This is a genomic window from Microbacterium suwonense, assembly GCF_030296555.1.
GTDB lineage: Bacteria > Actinomycetota > Actinomycetes > Actinomycetales > Microbacteriaceae > Microbacterium > Microbacterium suwonense.
This window is the reverse complement of record NZ_AP027728.1, coordinates 2,552,666-2,571,818: the sequence shown is the minus strand read 5'-3', so window position 1 is coordinate 2,571,818 and position 19,153 is coordinate 2,552,666. Positions and strand designations below refer to the sequence as shown.

Here is a 19,153-nt window from a genome sequence, read left to right as displayed (position 1 = left end):
GGAGGATCTCCCCTGACTTCTCTGCCTTCGCTTCCGTCCCAGCCGCTCAGTCCTCTCGACGGCCGCTACCGTGCCGCCGTCACCGGGCTCGCCGACTTCCTCTCCGAGGCGGGGTTGAACCGCGCCCGCGTCGAGGTGGAGGTGGAGTGGCTGATCGCGCTCACCGACCGCTCGCTGTTCGGCACGTCGCCGCTGTCGGATGCCGACAAGCAGCGTCTGCGCGGCCTGTACCGCGACTTCGGTCAGACCGAGATCGACTGGCTGGCCGAGAAGGAGGCGGTCACCCGCCACGACGTGAAGGCCGTCGAGTACCTGGTGCGCGACCGCCTGGCAACGCTCGGCCTGGATGCGATCGCCGAGCTGACGCACTTCGCGTGCACCAGTGAGGACATCAACTCCGCCTCCTACGCGCTCACGGTCAAGCGCGCGGTCGAGGGCGTGTGGCTGCCGGCGCTGGATGCCGTGATCGCGAAACTGCGCGAGCTGGCCGTCGAGCATGCGGATGCCGCGATGCTCTCCCGCACGCACGGCCAGCCGGCCACCCCGTCGACGATGGGCAAGGAGCTCGCGGTGTTCGCTTGGCGCTTGGAGCGGGTGCGCGGGCGCATCGCGGCATCCGAGTACCTGGCGAAGTTCTCGGGCGCGACCGGCACCTGGTCGGCGCACCTGGCCGCCGACCCCGACGTGGACTGGCCCGCGGTCTCGCGCGAGTACATCGAGGGTCTGGGCATCGACTTCAACCCGCTCACCACCCAGATCGAGTCGCACGACTGGCAGGTGGAGCTGTACGACCACGTGCGCCACGCCGGCGGCATCCTGCACAACCTCGCGACCGACGTCTGGACCTACATCTCGCTCGGCTATTTCGCGCAGATCCCCGTCGCGGGCGCCACCGGTTCGTCGACCATGCCGCACAAGATCAACCCGATCCGCTTCGAGAACGCCGAGGCGAACCTGGAACTGTCCGGTGCGCTGCTGAACTCACTGTCGCAGACGCTGGTCACCAGCCGGATGCAGCGCGACCTGACCGACTCGACCACGCAGCGCAACATCGGTGTGGCGTTCGGGCACTCGCTGCTCGCACTGGACAACCTGCATCGCGGGCTGGATGCCATCTCGCTTTCGCGCGAGGTGCTGCTCGATGACCTCGACCACAACTGGGAGGTGCTGGCCGAGGCGATCCAGACCGTCATCCGCGCGGAGGTCGTGGCCGGCCGCTCCACCATCACCGACCCGTATGCGCTGCTGAAGGACCTCACCCGCGGACACCGGGTGGGCGCCGCCGAGCTGGCCGAGTTCGTGCAGGAGCTCGAGATCGGGGATGCCGCCAAGCAGCGCCTGCTCGCGCTGACCCCGGCCACCTACACAGGCCTGGCGGAGGGACTGGCCAAGTGACGGGGATCACCGCCGAAGAGGTCGCGACGGCCCAGCTGCCGCAGACGCCGTTTCCCACCGTGCGCAGTCCGAGCTATGACATCGGCGCCGTGGACGAGCTTCTGGAGGCGTGCCGGGCCGCGCTGGCGTCGTGGCAGCGCGGCGAGCCTGCGACGCTGACGGCGAAGCAGCTGCTGCGCAGCAGGCTGAAGGGCGCACGCATGTTCAAGGCCGGCTACGCCGGCGGTCCGTGGATGACCTGATCGAGCGTATCGCCGTCCAGCTGCACGCCTACGAGAAGGCAGCTGCCTGAGCCGCCCCGCAGCTCAGCCGCCGTCCGGCACGTCGCGCGGCATGAACAGCAGCGCGACGAGCGTCAGGACCGCGGTGATCGAGGCGCCGACGAACACCCAGGTGGATGCCGCGATGATCGTCGCCGGATCGTGCGGGCCCGCACCCTGTGCGATCACCGCGTTCGAGATCGCGCCGAGGATGGCCACGCCGACCGCGCTGCCGGCTGACCGGGCGAAGGCGTTCATACCGGTGACCACGCCGCGCTCGCCCCAGCCGACCGATGCTTGAGCGGCCACGAGGGTCGGAGCAGACGTCCAGCCGAGTCCGAAGCCGAGGATGAAGGCGATGCCGGCCACCGTGAACGGACTGGGCCATGGTCCTGTGAGGGCGAGCCCGGTCGCTCCCACCGTCGCGATGGCCGCCCCGATCATCGACGTGCGGCGGAAGCCGATGCGCAGATACATCCGGCCGGCGAGGCCCGCGGCGATCGGCCAGCCCACGGTGAGTGCCGCCACCGCGAGACCGGAGAGCAGCGGGATGATGCCCAGCGAACCCTCCAGGTAGGCCGGCGCGAAGCTGGTCACCCCGATCAGCAGCGCACCGATCCCGAACGAGGTGAGAGTCGTGGTGAGGATGAGCCGCCGCGTGATCAGCGCGAAGTCGATGATCGGCTCGGCCGTGTGGCGCTCCACGATGCCGAACGCGATGAGGGCGAGTGCCCCACCGCCGAAGCAGATGGCGCTCGGCACCGAGATCCACGCCCAGGCGCTGTCGCCCTCCAGCAGGCCGAGGATGATGCCGGTGAGGCCGACGGTGAGCAGCACGGCGCCGGAGAAGTCGATGCGATGTCTGCGGGTCTGCTTCTGCTCCTTGTAGTGCTTCAGCAGCATCCATGCGGCCAGCGCGCACAGCGGGATGTTCACGAAGAAGATCCAGCGCCAGGCCTCCAGCTGGGCGAAGACGCCGCCCAGTGCCGGCCCGACCACCGAGGCCATCGCCCAGACACTGGCGGTGTAGCCCTGCACTTTGGCGCGCTCGGCGACCGTGTAGATATCGCCGACGATCGTCATCGACATCGGCGCCACCGCTCCGGCCCCGAGTCCCTGCACGATGCGGAACAGGATCAGCCACAACATGCTCCCGGCGAAGCCGCACAGCACCGAGCCGACCAGGAACAGCCCGATCCCCAGCAGGATCACCGGCTTGCGCCCGATCGTGTCCGCGAAGCGCGAGTAGATGGGCACGCTCACCGCCTGCGCAAGCAGATATACCGAGAACAGCCAGGGGAACTGCTGATAGCCGCCGAGGTCGCGCACGATGCTGGGCACGGCGGTGGCGAGGATGGTCGCGTCTATCGCTATCAGCCCGATCGACAGCATCAGTGCGCCGAGTACCGGACCACGCTCGGATCGCAGTCCGATCCCGGAGCGATCGACAGAGGTGGTCATGACTGCCACAAGCGTGCACGTGTTCCGAATATTCCCCGGCACCCGGATGGAAAAAGTCGGCGGGTCAGCATTCTGAGCGACGTTCTCCATCCGCTACCACGTGCCGCGGATGGATTCGGCGGGTGAAAGCACCCGCCCACCAGCGGTTTCCATCTGCGGCCCGGTGGGGGATGCTGGAGTACACCGGATGCCGAGGAGGAATCATGCGCGTGAACCGTCCCCCTCGCGTGGGCTGATCACGACGGCGAGCCTCCTGCTGGTTCTTCCCCTCGCGGCCTGCCTGCCGTCGACGCCGTCGCTGCAGGAGGAGACGGTGACCCTGGCATCCGGTCTCGACGCCCCGTGGTCGGTGGTGCGCCTCGACGACGGCGGGGTGCTCATCTCGCAGCGTGACGACGGGCAGGTGCGCGAGCTCACGGCATCCGGGGATCTGCGCACGGCCGGCAACGTTCCCGGCATGGTCTCCGGCGGTGAGGCCGGGCTGAACGGACTCGCGGTGCGCGAGATCGACGGCATCCGCTGGCTGTACGCATACCACGCGACCGACGAAGACAACCGGGTGGTGCGGATGCCGGTCACCGGCGATCCGGGATCATTGCAGCTGGACACCGACCGCGAGGAGACCGTGATCGACGGCATCCCACACGCGTCGACTCACAACGGCGGGCGCATCGCCTTCGGTCCCGACGAGATGCTCTACATCGGTACCGGCGATGCCGGGCGGCGCGAGCGCGCCCGCGACCCGGAGTACCTGGGTGGCAAGATCCTGCGGGTGACGCCGACGGGCGATCCGGCGCCGGGCAACCCGTACGGCACCGCGGTGTACTCGCTCGGGCACCGCAATGTGCAGGGCCTCGCTTGGGACAGCTCGGGAACGATGTGGGCGAGCGAGTTCGGGCAGGACACCTGGGACGAGCTGAACCGGATCGAGGCCGGCGGCGACTACGGCTGGCCCGACTACGAGGGCAAGGCGGGCGCGGCGGATGCGATCGATCCGGTGGCGGTCTGGGCGCCGGCGGATGCCAGCCCCAGCGGCATCGCGGTGATCCACGACACCGTGTACATCGCGGGATTGCGCGGCCAGCGGCTCTGGCTGTTCGACCCGGCGCATCCGGATGAGGAGCCGTGGTCGTTCTTCAACGAGAGGTTCGGGCGGCTGCGCGATGTCGTCCCGGGGCCGGACGGCACGTTCTGGGTGCTGACGAACAACACCGACGGCCGCGGGCAGCCGCGCGAGGGCGATGACCGGCTGATCCAGCCGGCGTTCCCGGAGGGGTGAGGGTCAGTTCCCCGAGGGACCGTCGTCCGAAGCGTCACCCGTGTCTGCGGAGGGCTCGTCAGCGGCATCCGCTTCCGCCCCACCGGCGGCGTGCTTGTCGGACTTCTTCGGCTTGGGGTCGACCAGCACGGGCCGGTCGATGGTCTTGGTGACGTCGGCGGGGTTGACGGCGAGCATCAGCATCGCCATCAGCAGCAGCGTGACGATGAACGAGATGCCGCCGACGATCAGACCGAGCGTGACCGGCGGCAGGTCGTTGTAGGTGCCGTTGGCGATGGCCTTGTTCACCCGCGTGGTGAACGCGCCGGTGGAGACCAGGGTGACCACGGCAGCGAAGATTCCGCAGGCGAGCGCAATGCCCACCAGATGCAGTGGTCGCAGGATGTCGCGTCGGGTCGGCTTCTGTTCGGTCATGCGTGTCCTCCGTGCTCGGCCAGGCGGTCCGTGCCGGCATCCGTCCTGACCGTCTTCTTCGCACCCGGCGTGAGGCCGGCGATGCCCAGGAAGACCGTCACGATGGCGGCATAGCCGCCGAACAACCCGACACCGATGATGATGCCGGTCAGCTCAAGGGCCTCACCCTGAGGAGAGGTGTACTGGTACAGGTATCCGGCCGGCACGATCGCCAGCGCCAGGGCGAGCAGCAGGCCCAGGGTTCCGACGACCATCGCGTCGCGCGCGCCCTCGGTGCCCTTCCGGCGGATGCCGGCGATCAGCTCCACGAGCCCGGTCAGCGCCGCCCAGGCGATCACCAGACCGAAGAACAGCCCGTCCGAGCGCAGCGCGGGGATCCCGCCGGCCATGCCCAGTACGAACGACAGGCCCGCGAGGATCAGAGCCGGCCAGCGACGTCCCGCGGGATACACGATGATCGCGGCGAGCGCGAGCACCAGCGCCGTGGCGATCGCAAAGCCGCCGAACACGGACAGTCCGAGATTCGCCGAGTGATCGGTGGAGAAGGTGATCATGAGGGCCGCCACCGCCGCCAGGGCGGCGCGGGTCAGCTGCACGTGGCGCGCAGTGAAAGTGCGGGAAGCGGCGGGCATAACCATCCTCGGATCGGTGACCCTGCCAGTCTACGCCGCGGAGGGTTATGCGCCTCCTGCACGAGAGTGCGGGCACGGCGAACCTTGTATTGCAATCATTGCTATGCACGATTACAGTGGGCGACATGTCCGAGAACGCCGAACGCATCGCGACCAACCTCCGCAAAGGGGTGCTGGAGTACTGCGTGCTCGGCCTGCTCGCCGGCAGCGAGCGGTATGGGCTGGAGCTGGCATCCGACCTGCAGCGGCGGGGGCTGATCGCGAGCGAGGGCAGCCTCTACCCGCTGCTCGCGCGGATGCGCGAGGGCGCCCTCGTCGACACGCGCACCGAAGCGGTCGGCGGCGGGCGGCCGCGCCGGTACTACACGATCACGCCCGCAGGCCGCGACCAGCTGACCACCTTCGCGACCGTCTGGCGCGCACTCGGCGCCGAGGTCGACACCATCCTCGAGGGAGCATGATGACCGCCGAAGACACCTACCTGCACGCGGTGGAGCGGATGCTGCACGGCATCGCCCCCGAGCATCGCGCGACGGTTCTCGACGACCTGCGCGGTCACTTCGCGGATGCCGAGGAGGCGGGACGGCCGATCGAGGAGACCATCCGCGCGCTGGGCGCGCCGCAGGAGATCGCCGACCGGGCACGGGAGGAGTTCGAGCAGAGGACTCCCGGGCGGAGGTCACCCGGGCGGAGTTCGCCTGGCGCGTGCTGCAGGGTGCGGCCGTGGTGCTGGCGATCGTGATCGGCGTGGTGGTGGCGTTCATCATGCCGTCCTACGCCGGCTCGGTCGACACGATGTCGTCGGACGGAACGAGCACGCACGTCGACATGACGCAGACGCTCACCGAGGTCAACGGGCTCTGGGTCGCACTCATCGCGCTCGTTCCGGCACTGATCGCCCTGGTGCCGATGGTCGTACCGCGGCGAGCGCGCACGGCCACGGCATCCGCCGCCGCCGTCCTGCTCACTCTGATGGCCGTCGTCGGCGGCTTCACCATCGGCGGATTCTTCCTGCCGACCGTGATGCTCGGCTGGGCCGCGCTGATCGCCTGGGTGCGGCTGCGGCGGTCGGGCTTCGGAGTCACCTGGCGCATCGTGGGAGGGGTTCTGGCGGCGCTGCCGGTGCTGGGATTCCTGCTGCCCGTGTTCCGGGGGATGCCGGGTCGTTACGCGGATCCCGCGGAGGGCTCTGATTTCCAGATCAGCGCCTGGGGGTGGCCGTTCCTCGCCGCGGTCCTCGTGCTCGCCGTGCTCATCGCCATCGGCTACCGCGCCGCCGGGTGGGTGCTCGCCGCGCTCGGTCTGGTGATGCTGGCGTGGGCACTCGTGTCGGGCGAGCTCTTCGCCCTACTGGTGATCTGGCTCGGCGGGCTCTGGCTCACCATCGGCCTCGCGCACGCGGTCACGGCATCCCGGCGGGTCTGACTCGACGACGCGGGCTGGAGGGGATTCGGGCCGACGGCATCCCCAGAAGCCGTCGGCCCGCCTGCGCGCCGACGGGGGCTGGGCGATCAGGTAGGGAGTGTGCGTGCCGACCGATGGTCTGCACGTCCCTCTGCGGTTCGGCGCGTTCCGCTGCCCCAGCAGTGGCACTCACCCAACCGTGTGCCAATCTATGCGTGAGGTGTTCACATACCGAGGGGGTAGCTGTGACGACCGGGACAACTTCTGACGAACAGTCGGCGACGTCGTTCGCCGAGATGCTCAGCACTGCCATCCGTGAGCGCGGCGTCACCCTGGCCCGTCTGCACGCGCGTCTCGCCGATCGGGGCAATCCGGTGTCGATGGCGACGCTCAGCTATTGGCGCTCCGGCGCGCGTCACCCCGAGGGCGCGCAATCCCTGGCCGCGATCGCCGACCTGGAGGACCTGCTCGACCTCGACCGTGGTGCGCTGCTCGAACGACTCGGGCCGTCGATGCGCACCGGGCCGCTCGGCTCGACGGCCTTCCCGTTCGACGAAGAGCTGATGGAAGAGCGCGTGCGTGAGACGTTCCTGGCGATGGGCGCGGTCTATCCGGATCCGACGCGCGAGCTGACGATCCATGCGGTCACCGACGTCGGGCCGGACGGGCGCCCGCTGCGACGCACCACGCGGCTGCTGGTGCAGGCCACCTCGGGTGTCGTCTCGGCAATCCCGTTCGTCGAGCTGACCCCGGGCACCCCGACTCCTCCCCGGACTTCGTGGCCGTCGGCGGCGGCCGCATCTCCGCACGACACACGCATGAGAGCCGCGAGGTGCACGGATTCATGTTCGAGCCCGAGCAGCCCGTCACGGCACCGGCCTCCACGCTCATCGAGTGGGCGGTGGTGTATCCGCCCGAGTTCCCGCGCAGCGACGGCACGGGTCATGGCATCGCGTTCCAGTCCCGGGAGCTGCTGCTCTGGACCCGGTTCGATCCCGCCGGAGTGCCGGACTGGATCGAGGAGGTCGAGGAGACGCCGCTCGGCGAGGTGATCACGCCGCGCGCACTCGACGGCGCGCTCTCGCTGCACGCGATCCGACGGGGCTTCGGGCCCGGCGCGCTGTCCATGCGGTGGGGGTACGGCGAGCGGCCGGACTGAGCCGTTCGGCCTTCTCCTCCGCCCCTGCCCGCGACAGATGTCGGCTCGAACGACGGATGTCGGCCGGATCGGGCGTTCTGGGCCGACATCCGTGATCTCGACCGACATCCGTCGTCGCCGCACTGCGGGGAGGGCTGCTGGTCGTGCTCGGCATCCTCGCCAGTGAGCTGCGAATCGTGCGCCGCCGTGACCGCTCTGAACCTCGCGGGGTGAAGATGGAGGGGTCCGCCGAGCAAGGGAGCCACCGATGACCCGATCCGCCACCCCCGCAACGATCGCCGTCCGCGAGATGCGCGACTTCCTCTTCGCCCACGGCGAGGACTACGAGGGCGCTCGCGCCGGGTTCGCCTGGCCGCAGGTCGACACGTTCAACTTCGCGCTGGAGTGGTTCGACGTGGTGGCCTGCGAGAACCCCGACCGGCCCGCCGTGCAGATCGTCTCGGCAGACCTCTCGGCACGCACCTGGACGTACGGAGAGCTGTCCGCCCGCTCGGACCAGGTCGCGTCCTGGCTGCGCGACCTCGGCATCCGCCGCGGCGACCACCTGATCGTGATGCTCGACAACACGATCGAGCTGTGGGAGATCATGCTGGCGATCACCAAGATCGGCGCGATCGCGATCCCCACGTCGACGCTGCTGTCGGCATCCGACCTCTCCTACCGGATGACGCACGGACGCGCCCGCGCGGCGATCGCGCTCGGCAGCCTCGCCGACCGGGTGACCGAAGCCGTGCGGATGACGGATGCCGAGATGCTGCGCGTCGCGGTGGGAGGCGCCGCCGAAGGGTGGCACGACTTCGCGGCATCCGCCGACGCCGACCCGGCGTTCGAACCGGACGGACCGACACCGGCATCCGACACTGCCCTGCTGTACTTCACCTCGGGCACCACCAGCCGCCCGAAGCTCGTGCAGCACACGCACCTGTCATACCCCGTCGGGCACCTGTCGACCATGTGGTGGCTGGGCGTGCGACCTGACGACGTGCACCTGAACATCTCGTCGCCGGGTTGGGCGAAGCACGCCTGGTCGAGCTTCTACTCGCCGTTCCTCGCCGAGGCGACCGTGTTCGTGTACAACTACGACCGCTTCGACGCGAACACGCTGATGCAGGTGATGGACACGCACCACGTGTCGACGTTCTGCGCCCCGCCGACGGTGTGGCGGATGCTGATCCAGGCCGACCTGTCACGGCTCACCCGCCCGCCGCGCGAGCTCGTCGGCGCCGGCGAGCCGCTCAACCCCGAGGTGATCACCCGGGTGCGCGAGGCGTGGGGCGGCACGATCCGCGACGGCTTCGGGCAGACAGAGATGACCGCGTGCGTCGGCAACTCCCCCGGGCAGGTCGTGAAAGACGGCTCGATGGGCCGCCCGCTGCCCGGGTACCCGGTCGTGCTGCTCGACCCCGTCACCGGCGAGCCGACCGACGGCGAGGGCGAGATCGCGCTCGATCTCGCCGAATCGCCGGTCGGGCTGATGGCCGGGTACTTCGAGGACGCCGAGAAGACCGCCGAGTCGCGCGCGGGCGGCTACCACCACACCGGCGACATCGCCGCACGCGACGCCGAGGGTTACCTCACGTACATCGGCCGAGCCGACGACGTGTTCAAGGCCTCGGACTACAAGATCTCGCCGTTCGAGCTCGAGTCGGTGCTGCTCGAGCACGAGCTCGTGATCGAGGCCGCCGTGGTGCCCAGCCCCGACCCGACGCGGCTCGCGGTGCCGAAGGCGTATGTATGCCTGCGCGCGGATGCCGCGGAGGGCGACGAGACGGATGCCGCCCGCGCCGTGTTCGCGTTCGCGCGGGAGCGGCTGTCGTCGCACCTGTGGGTGCGCATCATCGAGTTCGTGCCCGAGCTGCCGAAGACGATCTCGGGCAAGATCCGCCGGGTGGAGCTGCGGGCGCGGGAGGCCGAGCGCGTGGCATCCGGCGACAGCACGGGCCAGCACTTCGACCGCGACCACCGGTGAGGACGGCTCCAGGTCGCGTGCGCGACCAGTTCGTGATCGACGTCGAGACGCGGAAGGGCCCATCGGGCGAACAAGCGTGGTGACCCTGCTCACAGCCAATCTGCGAAGATCCGCCGACACTGCTCGACGATGGCCCGCGTGCGCGCCGTCACGTGCGCGGCATCCCGAGTGGCCAGAACCATGTGACCGCGGGGATAGTCGCTGCTGATAGGGATGGCGACCGTCGGGTCGCCGCCTGCCCCCGGATCGAGCGGAGGGATCGCCATGACGGAGTATCCCAGGCCGCGGGCCACGAGGGCGCGGACGGTCTCGACGTTGCTCGACCGGTACAGCGGGATGGACGACACGCCGTACCTGTCCAGGAGGTCCGGCACGAGCGCGTTGATCGGCGTCATGTCCAGGAGGATGAGATTCTCTCAATCCGTCGTGGTCGCGCGTGTTCTCCCCCAACCGGAGATCTACGAGTATCTGCGCCGCACCGCGAAGGACGAGGGGCTTCTGCCGCACGTGGTCTTCCACGCCGAGATCCTCGACGCACGCTGGGACGGCGAGCTCGAGCGCTGGGTGGTGACGACCACCGCCGGCACCTGGCGAGCACGCGTCTTCGTCGCCGCGACCGGACATCTCGCCGATCCGAAGGCCCCGCAGATCACGGGCATCGATCAGTTCGCGGGAGACCTGTTCCACTCGGCGGCGTGGGACCACGAGGCCACGCTCCACGGGAAGCGGATCGGAGTCATCGGCACGGGGGCATCCGGAATCCAGGTCATTCCGCAGATGGCGGCGATCGCGAAGTCTGTAACGGTCTTCCAGCGATCCGCGCCCTACATCATCCCTCGCGAAGAGCGTGCGTACGCCGATCATGAACGCGAAGCCTTCCGGAAGTTCCCCGGGCTGATGGAGGAGGTCAGACGAGACCTGTTCTGGACGAACGAGGAAACTACGCCGCGCGCCGGATGGTTCCGCAGGCGATCGAGAAGGCGCGAGCGCAGTCGCTCGACTTCCTTGCCGCGGAGATCCAAGACGAAGAGCTGCGGGCGAAGCTCACCCCCGACTACGATCCGGGCTGCAAGCGCATCCTGATCTCGAACACCTACTACGCCACGATGCGGCGCGAGAACGTCGAACTGGTGGTCGACCGGATAGAGAGGGTGACAGAGCGAGGTGTCGTCACCGCGGACGGCACCGAGCACCCGCTGGAGGCGCTGATCCTGTGCACCGGATTCGAAGCAGCCGATCTGCCGATCTCGCACCGCGTCCGCGGCGTCGACGGCGAGCTCCTCGCCGACCGCTGGTCGGGAGGCATGTCCGCCTACCGCGCGATGACCGTGTCGGGCTTTCCGAACTTCTTCCTCATCAACGGCCCGAACACCGGGCTCGGACACAACTCCGCGATCTACATCATCGAGTCGCAGATCGACTACATCGTCGGAGGCATCGAGTACCTGCTCGCCGATGACACCGTGCTCGAGGTCCCGCAGGAGATCGAGGACGCCTACATGGATGAGCTGGACCGGCGCAGCCAGGGAACCGTCTGGGTGAGCGGCGGATGCTCGAGCTGGTACCTCGACGCGCGCAGCGGACGTCTCACCGTGGTGTGGCCCGAGTTCGCGCACGCCTTCCGCGCGGAGAACGCGTCCTTCGACCCCTCGCCGTTCCGTTCACGCGTGCACCTGAGCACGTAGTGACGGCCCGCCGACGTCAGGAGGCGACGCGCAGCTTCTCGGCGCGCACGGTCGGCGTGCGCGAGCCGGCGGGGCGAGCGGCAGGCACGACCGGGGCTTCCACCGCGGGTGCCGCAGGTACCGCGGGCGCCGCGGCGCGCGAAGCGGATGCCGTCCGCACGGCCAGCCGGATCATCGCCCCCGCGACCAGCGCGATCGAGAGGCCGAGCAGCGCGACTAGCACGGGCAGCCACTGGTTCGCGAACGACGCCGACAGGCTGAGAAGCGTGCCGACGATCCAGACGCCGATCGCACCGCCGGCGAGCCCGGCCGCGCCCCGCGCGAGCGCGATGACGGCGACGAGCGCGCAGACGAGCGCGATGACCGCTCCGGTGACTCCGATCGGCACGAAGATCGACATCAGTGCCTTCGTCAGTGCGAGTGTGGACATTCTGCGACCCCCCGGTCCTGTCGCGCTCCCCGGCGCGACACCTCCGAGGTTACGCGCGGCCATCGGGCGATTCCATCCCTCTCGGGAACGATTCGGCATCATTCCCGAGACCGATGCGTGAACCGTCGGCGTGGTGTCGCGAGGCCTGGTCAGCGCTTCCGGCGCGGCACCCGCAGGCGCGAGAGGCGCGGCGCTGCGACCGGGATCGGCGCCGTCATGACGGCATCCACCACCATCGATCCGTCGGTGGGGCCGACGATCGCGATCGGGGTCGTGAGCGTGGTCTCGGCGGGCGCGACCGGGATGCGCGCGAGGTCGCGATGCGCGCGCACATAGGCGGGGATGAGCAGCGCGACAGCGCCGAGCCAGGCGAGCGGGTTGCTGAGCGCAACCCCGCCGAAGTCGAGGAAGGCGCCGAGCACGACCGCGGCGACCACGCGCATGACGAGCTCGATGATGCCGGTGATGGTCGGCACGAGCACCCGGCCGAGTCCCTGCAGCACCCCGCGCAGCACGAACAGCACTCCGAGCAGCACGTAGGTGACGCCGTTGATGATGAGCATGAGGTGCGCGAGCTCGACGACCTCGTCGGCGCCGTCGCCGACGAACAGCCGGATGGCGGGCACGCCGAGGGTGACCATGATCACGCCGAGCGTGACGGAGGCGATCACCGCCATCCAGATGGCCTGCTTGGTGCCGCGGCGGATGCGATCGGGGCGCCGGGCCCCGAAGTTCTGCGCCGCGTACATCGAGGCGGCGAGACCCAGCGAGGCGAGCAAGGCGCTGGCGAGGCTGTCGACGCGGGATGCTGCGGTGTAGGCGGCGACCGCTTCGGCGCCGAGCGTGTTCAGCGCCACCTGCACGATCAGTGCGCCGATGGCGATGATCGAGGCCTGGAAGCCCATCGGCAGACCAAGCCGCAGGTGCTCGACGATGTTGGCGCGGGTGACCTTCCAGTCCGCGCGACGCACGTGCAGCACCGGCACCCGGCGCCAGACGTACAGCAGGCAGAGCAGCACCGAGATCGCCTGCGCCACCACGGTCGCCCATGCGGCTCCCGCGACGCCCCACTGCAGCGGGCCCACCATGAGGATGACGAGGCCGACGTTCAGGCCGCACGAGATGGTGAGGAACACCAGCGGCGTGGTGGAGTCGCCGATCGCGCGGATGATCGCGGCCAGGTAGTTGAAGAACATGATGGTGCTGCCGCCGATGAAGGTCACCTGCGTGAACGCGGTGGCCTCGGCCATCAGCTCGGGCGGGGTCTGCAGCAGCTGCAGGAACGGCGCCGCGATCAGGGGGCCGAGCACGGTCAGGATCAGGCTGGTGGCAGCGGTCAGCAGGGTCCCGGTGGCGACCGAGCGGCGCACGCCCGCAGCGTCGGATGCGCCGAAGGCCTGCGCGGTCGGAATCGCGAAGCCGCTTGCGAGTCCCCACGCGAAGCCGATGACCAGGAAGATCAGGCTGCCGGTGGCGCCGACCGCCGCGAGCGAGTTCACGCCGAGCTGACGGCCAACGACGACGGCGTCGACGAACTGGTACAGCTGCTGCACGACGTTGCCGATCAGCAGCGGCACGGAGAAGGCGAGGATGACGCGCCACGGGCGCCCGGTGATGAGGGTGGTAGCCATAGGGGTCTCAGAAGAAAGAGGAGGAAGGAGGAGAGGATGCCGGAGACGACGATCGGCACCGTGATCGGTCACGGCGCCGCATCGCAGAAGTCTATCGAATCGATTCGAAGAACGGAATGGGCGGCACCCGGATTCCGATGATGCCGAAACACCCGCAGGGGTGAATACCCGGCCCGAACCCGAGCGCACCCCGTCTGTGCGGGAGCATGATGGAGGTGTGTCCGATCTGCTCTCCTCACTGAACAACCTGCCCGCACCTCAGTTCGTCGAGGTCGGCGACGGCGTGGGCCTGGCGACGTACTCGTGGGGCGAGCTGGACGCACCGGTCGTCGTGCTCGTGCACGGGTTCGCCTCGAGCACGGCCGACACGTGGCTGCACACCGGATGGGTGCGGATGCTGGAGCGCGAGGGCTACCGCATCCTGGGCATCGACCTGCGAGGGCACGGCGCCAGCCAGAAGCCGCACGACGCCGACGGTTACGCCGTCGGCAGCCTTGCGCGCGATGTGGAAGCGGTGCTCGACACCTTCCTGATCGACGAGACGCTCTACGCCGGCTACTCGCTCGGTGCCCGGGTCGGCTGGCAGGTGCTGCGGGATCTCGGCGACCGCATCACCCGTGCCGTGCTCGGCGGCGTGCCCGACGGCATCCCACTGGATCGACTCGACGTCGGCCAGGTGCGCCGCTACATCGCCGACGGCACCCCAGTCACCGATCCCGCCACGCAGAGCTACGTCGAGCTGGCCGAGCGGGTCGCCGGCAACGACCTCGACGCCCTGCTCGCGCTGGCGGAGGGCATGCGCTCGTCACGGTCGATCGATCCCGATCCCGCACAGGCACCCGAGCAGCCGGTGCTGTTCGCGACCGGATCAGAGGATGCCGTGATCGAGGGCTCGCGCCGGCTGGCCGAAGCCGCGCCGCAGAGCTCGTTCTTCGAGATCCCTGGGCGGCACCACTTCAACGCCCTCGGCTCAAAGGCCTTCCGGCTGGCCGCGCTGGAGTTCCTGCGGGCAGGGTAGTGCAGGCGGAAGGGTCAGTCGCGGGCGCTGCGGGTGAGCGCCCGGATGCCGGCGTACACCACCACGGCGACGACCGCCACGATCAGCAGCTTGACGACGAGCACCAGCACCGAGAACAGCACGTTCACCAGCCACCACGCGATGACGATCGCGAGGATGACGCCCAGCACGGTCCAGATGGTGTTCTTGGTCATGGATATCAGCGTACGCGGTGCCGTCGGTCTAACGTGTGGGAGTGAGCTTTGAAGGGCCGCTGTCGGCATCCGCGTACGAGGTGCTCGGCGTCGCGGCGACCGTCGACGACGAGGCGCTGCGCCGGGCCTACCGTGTGCGGCTGCGGCAGACGCATCCGGACACCGGTGGGGATGCCTCGGAGTTCATCCGCGTGCAGCACGCCTGGGAGCACGTCGGCACACCCGAGGATCGGGCCGCCTACGATCGCGGACGCGAGCTTCCGGAGTGGGGCGCACCGCCGGCATCCGCTGGTCGAACCGGTACGCGACCGCGCACCACGTCCTACGGACGCGCCGGCGCGTGGCGACGTCTGCGCTATCTCCAGCTGCTCACGGAGCACCTCGGACGCCCGGTGACGGCGGGCGAGGCGTACGACGGCGCGACCGTGCGGAGCGCGCCGTGGGAGGTGCGACGGATGCTGGCCTCCGCCCTCGCCGAAGAGAGCGCCGCTGCGGCCATCGGCCAGCTGGGCATCGGCTTCACCGCGTGGCACGACGTGGTCTGCGGGGCGGATGCCGCCCGCAAACTCGATCATGCGGTGCTCGGACCCACCGGGCTGTACGGGCTGATGTCGGAGGACTTCGGCGAGCCGGTGCGCTTCCGTCAGGGCGAGGCGATCGGCAACGGCGTGGGCGAGAGCACCCCGGTGGCCGACCTGCTCTCCCGCATCCGCACCATCGCGCGCACGGCCCGCGTGCGCTTCGCCGGCGCGATCCTGATCCTGCCGGACGACGATCTCGTCGAGCCGGTCAACGCGCTCGGATCGGTGCGAGGGCTGGCCGTCGCCGCCGTGCGCCGCAGCGCCCTGCAGACCGTGCTGCGCGGCGGCATCCCGGGAGTCCGTCCGCTGGGTGTGACCGAGGCGTTCGATGTGCGCACGAGGATGACCCAGGCAGCGCGCGTGCTGCTGCCGTGAGTCGTCGGGGCGGTACGGTGGCGAGGTGGATGCCGCAACCGACACGCTGCCCGATCGCCCCGCCCCCGACCACCCGCAGGGAAAGCTCGTGCTGCTGCGCCACGGCGAGACCGAGTGGTCGCGCACCGGCCGGCACACCGGGCTGACAGACATCCCGCTCACCGCGCACGGCGAGGAGCTGGCGAGGGCGGCCGGCGAGCTGGTGCGGGGGTACGACTTCCGGCTGATCCTCAGCTCACCGCTGCAGCGTGCCCGGCGCACGGCCGAGCTCGCGGGCCTGGATGCCGAGATCGACCCGCTGCTGATGGAGTGGGACTACGGCGGGTACGAAGGACGCACCACTCGCGACATCCGAGCAGAGCTCGGCTACGACTGGACCGCCTTCGAGCACGGCGTGATCCGTGGGAAGACCCCCGGCGAGACCGTGGAAGAGGTCGCCGCCCGCGCCTCGCGGGTGCTCACGCGCGTGCTGCCGGCGATGGCGTCGGGGGATGTGGCGCTGGTCGCACACGGGCACTACCTGCGCATCCTCGCCTCGGTGTTCCTGCGGCAGGCACCTCGGTTCGCCGCCTCCATCTCGCTGGATGCCGGCTCGGCATCCGTGCTGGGCTTCGCCCGCGAACAGCCGGCGATCCTCGCCTGGAACCACGGGCCGGCCCTTCCGATGCAGCCCTCGGAGTCCTGAGACGATTCCGTCCCGCCGAGCGTTCCTCTGTCAGATCGCCAGCTCGCTCGGGTAGATCACTTCGACTTCCTCGATCGTCTTCGGGAAGTCCTTGCGATTGTTCGTGAGGAACTGCTCGGCACCGCTGGCGACCGCAGTCGCCAGGTGCATGGCATCCGCTGCGCGCAGACCGTAGGACATCGCGAGCGCCAGGGAGAGCCGTGCGGTCGGCTCGTCGAACGGGCGCAACTCGAGATGACCGAGCAGACTCAGCAACGCCCGCACCTCGGTGGAGTCCGGGTCGGCGCGCATCGGCTTCGCGAGTACCTCCGCGAGCAGCAGCACCGATCCGATGCCGACCGGGTCGTCGCCGGCACTCGCGAAGAGCTTCGCGACACCGGCCCCGAGCGGATGCTGCGATGCGGCGTAGATGAGCACATCCGCATCGAAGGCGATGCTCATCGTGCGGTGCGGTCTGTGCGAAGGAGTCGACCAGTTCTTCAGCGCGCGCCGCAGTCATCAGCGGCGGCGCCGCCTGCTCGGTGCGGGCCCGCCCCAGCAGCGCCCCTATCCGATCCGCCTCTGCCCAGGCTCTCGACGCTCGTCGCGCGGCGAGCGCATCAGGGCGGACCAGAACGGCGACGACGCGGCCGTGGCGCGTGATCGAGATCTCCTCGCCCTTCTCGACGAGGTCGAGTTGAGCGGGGAGAGTCTGCCGAGCCGCGCTCGCACTGATCGTCGCCATATCTGAAATTGTACAATCGTGTACAACATTGTTCAATCGTCGCACCGTTCTCATCCGCGTACCCATTCCGGCTGATGCCCACTGAAATGCGAGGCGCACCCGAGGGCCAGGATGTGACCCGGATCGATCGCAACGGCCTCACGCAGATAGACGAGTGCGACCGGTCGCTTGCCCATGGCCCAGAGCAGCCAGGCGATCACGCAGAGCACGGGCGGACGCAGCGGCTCGGGGGCCTGCGCCGCCGTGACGCGGAAGAAGTCGATGGCTTTGCGCATTCGCATTCGATCCGGGGACCTGTGCAACTCTCCGCGGAAGCACCGAGCGGGGAGATCGTGTCCGATCTGACCGGACGCCGCGAGATCGGCGATGTGCTCATCGACAGGGAGCCCAAGGGACTCTGCGGCAGCCACCAGTCGCTCAATCACCCGCAAGGATTCCTCTCCCATCTCCCGCCCGAAAGCGATCTGCATCGACACCGCATCGGGCACCACGGGGTACTGCAGCATGATCGCGAGCTGTGCGTGGAATGCGGGCGAGAACGCCACCACCTCCTCATCGAAAAGCGTCTCGACGAGCGAGACGATCAGATGGAGCACTTCCCAATGAGTAAAGGGTCCGCCGTTCTCGCCAGACTCGTCAGCTCCTCGATACGCCTCGCTGTTCGACAGCTGCAGAGAGAGTTCCGGCATGCCGTCGGCGATGGACGCGAGGTGCGCGAACACCTGCTCCCTGTCGTGCGGGTCGATGGCAGGCAACCGGAGTCCGGTTCGCGTGGTCGTGAGGTCGTCCATCGCTCGATCCTCGCGGATGCGCTCACCTGCAAGTGACGAGAACATGTGATCTGTGGACAAGCGATCAGATTCGGCGATTGTGCAGGGACAGTTCCGAGCAGGCCGCAGAGCCCTGATCCCGGGGAAGCAGGACCTTCGTCGTCCGCTGCGGACTCAAGCCTCGCGCCGCAGTCCTGACGAAAGCGCCCTCCGACCCCGGTGGATACAGCCGTCGACTCCCTGTCACAACGACGCAGCCTCCGCTGTCATCCCTGGTGACGCCAGAGCGGCGCCCAGAAGAAAGGAACAGAAGATGGCAAAGATCGTCGTCATCGGCGGCACCGGGCTGATCGGCTCGAAGGTCGTCGCAAAGCTGAAGGCCCACGGACACGAGGCCGTGGCCGCATCTCCCGCGACCGGGGTCGACTGCCTCACCGGACAGGGACTCGCCGACGCACTCCAGGATGCGGCGACGGTGGTGGACGTGAGCAACTCGCCTTCATTCGCGCCGGACGACGTGATGGAGTTCTTCACCACGTCGACACGCAACATCCTCGAGGCCGAGGCCGAGGCCGGGGTGAGTCATCATGTCGCGCTGACCATCGTCGGCACGAACCGCCCGCAGAACATCCCGTACTTCGCGGCGAAGACCGCTCAGGAGAAGCTGATCCGCGACTCCGGCATCGGATACTCGCTGGTGCACGCGACGCAGTTCTTCGAGTTCGTCGGCAGCATCGCCGACATCTCCACCCATGGCGACACCGTGCGTCTTCCCGGAGCACTCATCCAGCCGATCGCCGCGGAGGACGTCGCCACCGCCGTCGCCCGAGCGGCCGCCGGCACGCCAGCGGGCGACTTCGAGATCGCCGGGCCGGAGGCGTTCGGCATGGACGAGTTCGCCCGCCGCGCACTGGCGTTCCGAGGGGATGCACGCACGGTCGTCCGCGACGACACGGCTCCGTACTACGGTGCGGTGATCGAGGAGCGCACCCTGATTCCGCTCGACGGCGCGCAGATCTTCGGCACGACGCTCGAGGAGTGGCTCCCGGCGAACCCGCCCCGCAAGTAGCGTGAACGAGAACCGGAT

At 69.1% G+C, this 19,153-nt stretch carries 23 protein-coding genes and 1 pseudogene; 13 read left to right on the top strand and 11 right to left on the bottom strand.

Annotation, left to right across the window (positions count from 1 at the left end; all coding sequences use genetic code 11):
* The first annotated feature begins 21 nt into the window (after positions 1-21).
* Positions 22-1,395, top strand: coding sequence for an adenylosuccinate lyase (gene purB / locus QUE33_RS12875; protein WP_286303159.1), 1,374 nt, complete (start codon positions 22-24; stop codon positions 1,393-1,395).
* Complete coding sequence (locus tag QUE33_RS12870) at positions 1,392-1,637, top strand: hypothetical protein (protein WP_286300553.1); 246 nt, start codon at positions 1,392-1,394, stop codon at positions 1,635-1,637. The genes purB and QUE33_RS12870 overlap by 4 nt, the downstream gene beginning before the upstream one ends.
* Positions 1,638-1,700: 63 nt before the next feature.
* On the opposite strand, the gene QUE33_RS12865 is transcribed toward QUE33_RS12870, so the two are convergent.
* A complete protein-coding gene (locus QUE33_RS12865) occupies positions 1,701-3,116 on the bottom strand; it encodes an MFS transporter (protein ID WP_286300552.1) in 1,416 nt (471 codons plus the stop codon).
* A 313-nt stretch (positions 3,117-3,429) separates the two neighbouring features.
* Between QUE33_RS12865 and QUE33_RS12860 the strand changes: the two genes are divergently transcribed.
* A complete protein-coding gene (locus QUE33_RS12860) occupies positions 3,430-4,395 on the top strand; it encodes a PQQ-dependent sugar dehydrogenase (protein WP_286300551.1) in 966 nt (321 codons plus the stop codon).
* A 3-nt stretch (positions 4,396-4,398) separates the two neighbouring features.
* Here the strand turns inward: QUE33_RS12860 and QUE33_RS12855 are convergent, their stop codons facing one another.
* Positions 4,399-4,809, bottom strand: coding sequence for a hypothetical protein (locus QUE33_RS12855; RefSeq protein ID WP_286300550.1), 411 nt, complete (start codon positions 4,807-4,809; stop codon positions 4,399-4,401).
* Positions 4,806-5,441: an acyl-CoA synthetase gene (locus tag QUE33_RS12850; RefSeq protein ID WP_286300549.1), complete on the bottom strand. Its 636-nt coding sequence runs from the start codon at positions 5,439-5,441 to the stop codon at positions 4,806-4,808. Before QUE33_RS12850 ends, QUE33_RS12855 begins: the two co-directional genes overlap by 4 nt.
* A 125-nt stretch (positions 5,442-5,566) precedes the next feature.
* On the opposite strand from QUE33_RS12850, the gene QUE33_RS12845 reads away from it, so the two are divergent.
* From QUE33_RS12845 to QUE33_RS12835, 3 genes are read left to right on the top strand one after another with little or no spacing between them, the layout of a single operon-like run.
* Positions 5,567-5,902: a PadR family transcriptional regulator gene (locus tag QUE33_RS12845; protein ID WP_286300548.1), complete on the top strand. Its 336-nt coding sequence runs from the start codon at positions 5,567-5,569 to the stop codon at positions 5,900-5,902.
* Positions 5,899-6,183, top strand: coding sequence for an HAAS signaling domain-containing protein (locus tag QUE33_RS12840; RefSeq protein WP_286300547.1), 285 nt, complete (start codon positions 5,899-5,901; stop codon positions 6,181-6,183). Before QUE33_RS12845 ends, QUE33_RS12840 begins: the two co-directional genes overlap by 4 nt.
* Entirely contained in the window at positions 6,165-6,866 is a 702-nt protein-coding gene (locus QUE33_RS12835) for a hypothetical protein (RefSeq protein WP_286300546.1), read from the top strand. The genes QUE33_RS12840 and QUE33_RS12835 overlap by 19 nt, the downstream gene beginning before the upstream one ends.
* Positions 6,867-7,069: 203 nt before the next feature.
* On the opposite strand, the gene QUE33_RS12830 is transcribed toward QUE33_RS12835, so the two are convergent.
* Complete coding sequence (locus QUE33_RS12830; RefSeq protein ID WP_286300545.1) at positions 7,070-7,486, bottom strand: hypothetical protein; 417 nt, start codon at positions 7,484-7,486, stop codon at positions 7,070-7,072.
* A gap of 137 nt (positions 7,487-7,623) precedes the next feature.
* On the opposite strand from QUE33_RS12830, the gene QUE33_RS12825 reads away from it, so the two are divergent.
* Together QUE33_RS12825 and QUE33_RS12820 are read left to right on the top strand one after the other, a co-directional pair.
* The gene (locus QUE33_RS12825; protein ID WP_286300544.1) at positions 7,624-8,004 is read left to right on the top strand and encodes a hypothetical protein; all 381 of its coding nucleotides are present in this window, start codon (positions 7,624-7,626) and stop codon (positions 8,002-8,004) included.
* 247 nt (positions 8,005-8,251) lie between these two features.
* Positions 8,252-9,973 (top strand): AMP-binding protein, encoded by a 1,722-nt coding sequence (locus QUE33_RS12820; protein ID WP_286300543.1) that lies wholly within the window; start codon positions 8,252-8,254, stop codon positions 9,971-9,973.
* 89 nt (positions 9,974-10,062) lie between these two features.
* On the opposite strand, the gene QUE33_RS12815 is transcribed toward QUE33_RS12820, so the two are convergent.
* Positions 10,063-10,368, bottom strand: a complete 306-nt coding sequence (locus QUE33_RS12815; protein WP_286300542.1) for a LysR substrate-binding domain-containing protein — start codon at positions 10,366-10,368, stop codon at positions 10,063-10,065.
* Positions 10,369-10,378: 10 nt separating this feature from the next.
* Here QUE33_RS12815 and QUE33_RS12810 point away from each other — a divergent pair, with 10 nt between their 5' ends.
* Positions 10,379-11,056 carry a flavin-containing monooxygenase gene (locus QUE33_RS12810; RefSeq protein ID WP_286300541.1) on the top strand — a complete coding sequence of 226 codons (678 nt, stop codon included), beginning with the start codon at positions 10,379-10,381 and terminating at the stop codon, positions 11,054-11,056.
* Positions 11,057-11,674: 618 nt separating this feature from the next.
* Here QUE33_RS12810 and QUE33_RS12805 read toward each other — a convergent pair.
* A complete protein-coding gene (locus tag QUE33_RS12805; RefSeq protein WP_286300540.1) occupies positions 11,675-12,088 on the bottom strand; it encodes a hypothetical protein in 414 nt (137 codons plus the stop codon).
* Positions 12,089-12,237: 149 nt separating this feature from the next.
* Complete coding sequence (locus tag QUE33_RS12800; protein ID WP_286300539.1) at positions 12,238-13,719, bottom strand: MATE family efflux transporter; 1,482 nt, start codon at positions 13,717-13,719, stop codon at positions 12,238-12,240.
* A gap of 217 nt (positions 13,720-13,936) precedes the next feature.
* Here QUE33_RS12800 and QUE33_RS12795 point away from each other — a divergent pair, with 217 nt between their 5' ends.
* Positions 13,937-14,737, top strand: coding sequence for an alpha/beta fold hydrolase (locus QUE33_RS12795; protein WP_286300538.1), 801 nt, complete (start codon positions 13,937-13,939; stop codon positions 14,735-14,737).
* Between the two features lie 14 nt (positions 14,738-14,751).
* Here the strand turns inward: QUE33_RS12795 and QUE33_RS12790 are convergent, their stop codons facing one another.
* A complete protein-coding gene (locus QUE33_RS12790; RefSeq protein WP_286300537.1) occupies positions 14,752-14,931 on the bottom strand; it encodes a hypothetical protein in 180 nt (59 codons plus the stop codon).
* Between the two features lie 41 nt (positions 14,932-14,972).
* Between QUE33_RS12790 and QUE33_RS12785 the strand changes: the two genes are divergently transcribed.
* Both QUE33_RS12785 and QUE33_RS12780 read left to right on the top strand, forming a co-directional pair.
* Complete coding sequence (locus QUE33_RS12785) at positions 14,973-15,887, top strand: J domain-containing protein (RefSeq protein ID WP_350226461.1); 915 nt, start codon at positions 14,973-14,975, stop codon at positions 15,885-15,887.
* Between the two features lie 25 nt (positions 15,888-15,912).
* Complete coding sequence (locus QUE33_RS12780) at positions 15,913-16,572, top strand: histidine phosphatase family protein (protein ID WP_286300535.1); 660 nt, start codon at positions 15,913-15,915, stop codon at positions 16,570-16,572.
* Positions 16,573-16,602: 30 nt separating this feature from the next.
* On the opposite strand, the gene QUE33_RS12775 is transcribed toward QUE33_RS12780, so the two are convergent.
* From QUE33_RS12775 to QUE33_RS12770, 3 genes and pseudogenes are all read right to left on the bottom strand, one after another.
* On the bottom strand, positions 16,603-17,013 hold the full coding sequence (locus tag QUE33_RS12775) for a type II toxin-antitoxin system VapC family toxin (protein WP_286300534.1): 411 nt from the start codon (positions 17,011-17,013) through the stop codon (positions 16,603-16,605).
* Positions 17,014-17,200: 187 nt separating this feature from the next.
* A pseudogene (locus tag QUE33_RS16260) lies at positions 17,201-17,296 on the bottom strand (type II toxin-antitoxin system Phd/YefM family antitoxin); the annotation flags it as partial.
* A gap of 50 nt (positions 17,297-17,346) precedes the next feature.
* Complete coding sequence (locus QUE33_RS12770; RefSeq protein WP_286300533.1) at positions 17,347-18,087, bottom strand: DUF4192 family protein; 741 nt, start codon at positions 18,085-18,087, stop codon at positions 17,347-17,349.
* A gap of 292 nt (positions 18,088-18,379) precedes the next feature.
* Between QUE33_RS12770 and QUE33_RS12765 the strand changes: the two genes are divergently transcribed.
* Positions 18,380-19,135 carry an SDR family oxidoreductase gene (locus QUE33_RS12765; RefSeq protein WP_286300532.1) on the top strand — a complete coding sequence of 252 codons (756 nt, stop codon included), beginning with the start codon at positions 18,380-18,382 and terminating at the stop codon, positions 19,133-19,135.
* Positions 19,136-19,153 lie beyond the last annotated feature (18 nt).

Bases quoted from the DNA above. Each gene is read 5' to 3' on its own strand.
- QUE33_RS12865 (WP_286300552.1), bottom strand. From the start codon at position 3,116: ATGACCACCTCTGTCGATCGCTCCGGGATCGGACTGCGATCCGAGCGT.
- QUE33_RS12855 (WP_286300550.1), bottom strand. From the start codon at position 4,809: ATGACCGAACAGAAGCCGACCCGACGCGACATCCTGCGACCACTGCAT.
- QUE33_RS12850 (WP_286300549.1), bottom strand. From the start codon at position 5,441: ATGCCCGCCGCTTCCCGCACTTTCACTGCGCGCCACGTGCAGCTGACC.
- QUE33_RS12845 (WP_286300548.1), top strand. From the start codon at position 5,567: ATGTCCGAGAACGCCGAACGCATCGCGACCAACCTCCGCAAAGGGGTG.
- QUE33_RS12840 (WP_286300547.1), top strand. From the start codon at position 5,899: ATGATGACCGCCGAAGACACCTACCTGCACGCGGTGGAGCGGATGCTG.
- QUE33_RS12830 (WP_286300545.1), bottom strand. From the start codon at position 7,486: ATGGATCGTCAGCTCGCGCGTCGGATCCGGATAGACCGCGCCCATCGC.
- QUE33_RS12820 (WP_286300543.1), top strand. From the start codon at position 8,252: ATGACCCGATCCGCCACCCCCGCAACGATCGCCGTCCGCGAGATGCGC.
- QUE33_RS12815 (WP_286300542.1), bottom strand. From the start codon at position 10,368: ATGACGCCGATCAACGCGCTCGTGCCGGACCTCCTGGACAGGTACGGC.
- QUE33_RS12810 (WP_286300541.1), top strand. From the start codon at position 10,379: ATGAGATTCTCTCAATCCGTCGTGGTCGCGCGTGTTCTCCCCCAACCG.
- QUE33_RS12805 (WP_286300540.1), bottom strand. From the start codon at position 12,088: ATGTCCACACTCGCACTGACGAAGGCACTGATGTCGATCTTCGTGCCG.
- QUE33_RS12800 (WP_286300539.1), bottom strand. From the start codon at position 13,719: ATGGCTACCACCCTCATCACCGGGCGCCCGTGGCGCGTCATCCTCGCC.
- QUE33_RS12790 (WP_286300537.1), bottom strand. From the start codon at position 14,931: ATGACCAAGAACACCATCTGGACCGTGCTGGGCGTCATCCTCGCGATC.
- QUE33_RS12775 (WP_286300534.1), bottom strand. From the start codon at position 17,013: ATGAGCATCGCCTTCGATGCGGATGTGCTCATCTACGCCGCATCGCAG.
- QUE33_RS12770 (WP_286300533.1), bottom strand. From the start codon at position 18,087: ATGGACGACCTCACGACCACGCGAACCGGACTCCGGTTGCCTGCCATC.
- QUE33_RS12765 (WP_286300532.1), top strand. From the start codon at position 18,380: ATGGCAAAGATCGTCGTCATCGGCGGCACCGGGCTGATCGGCTCGAAG.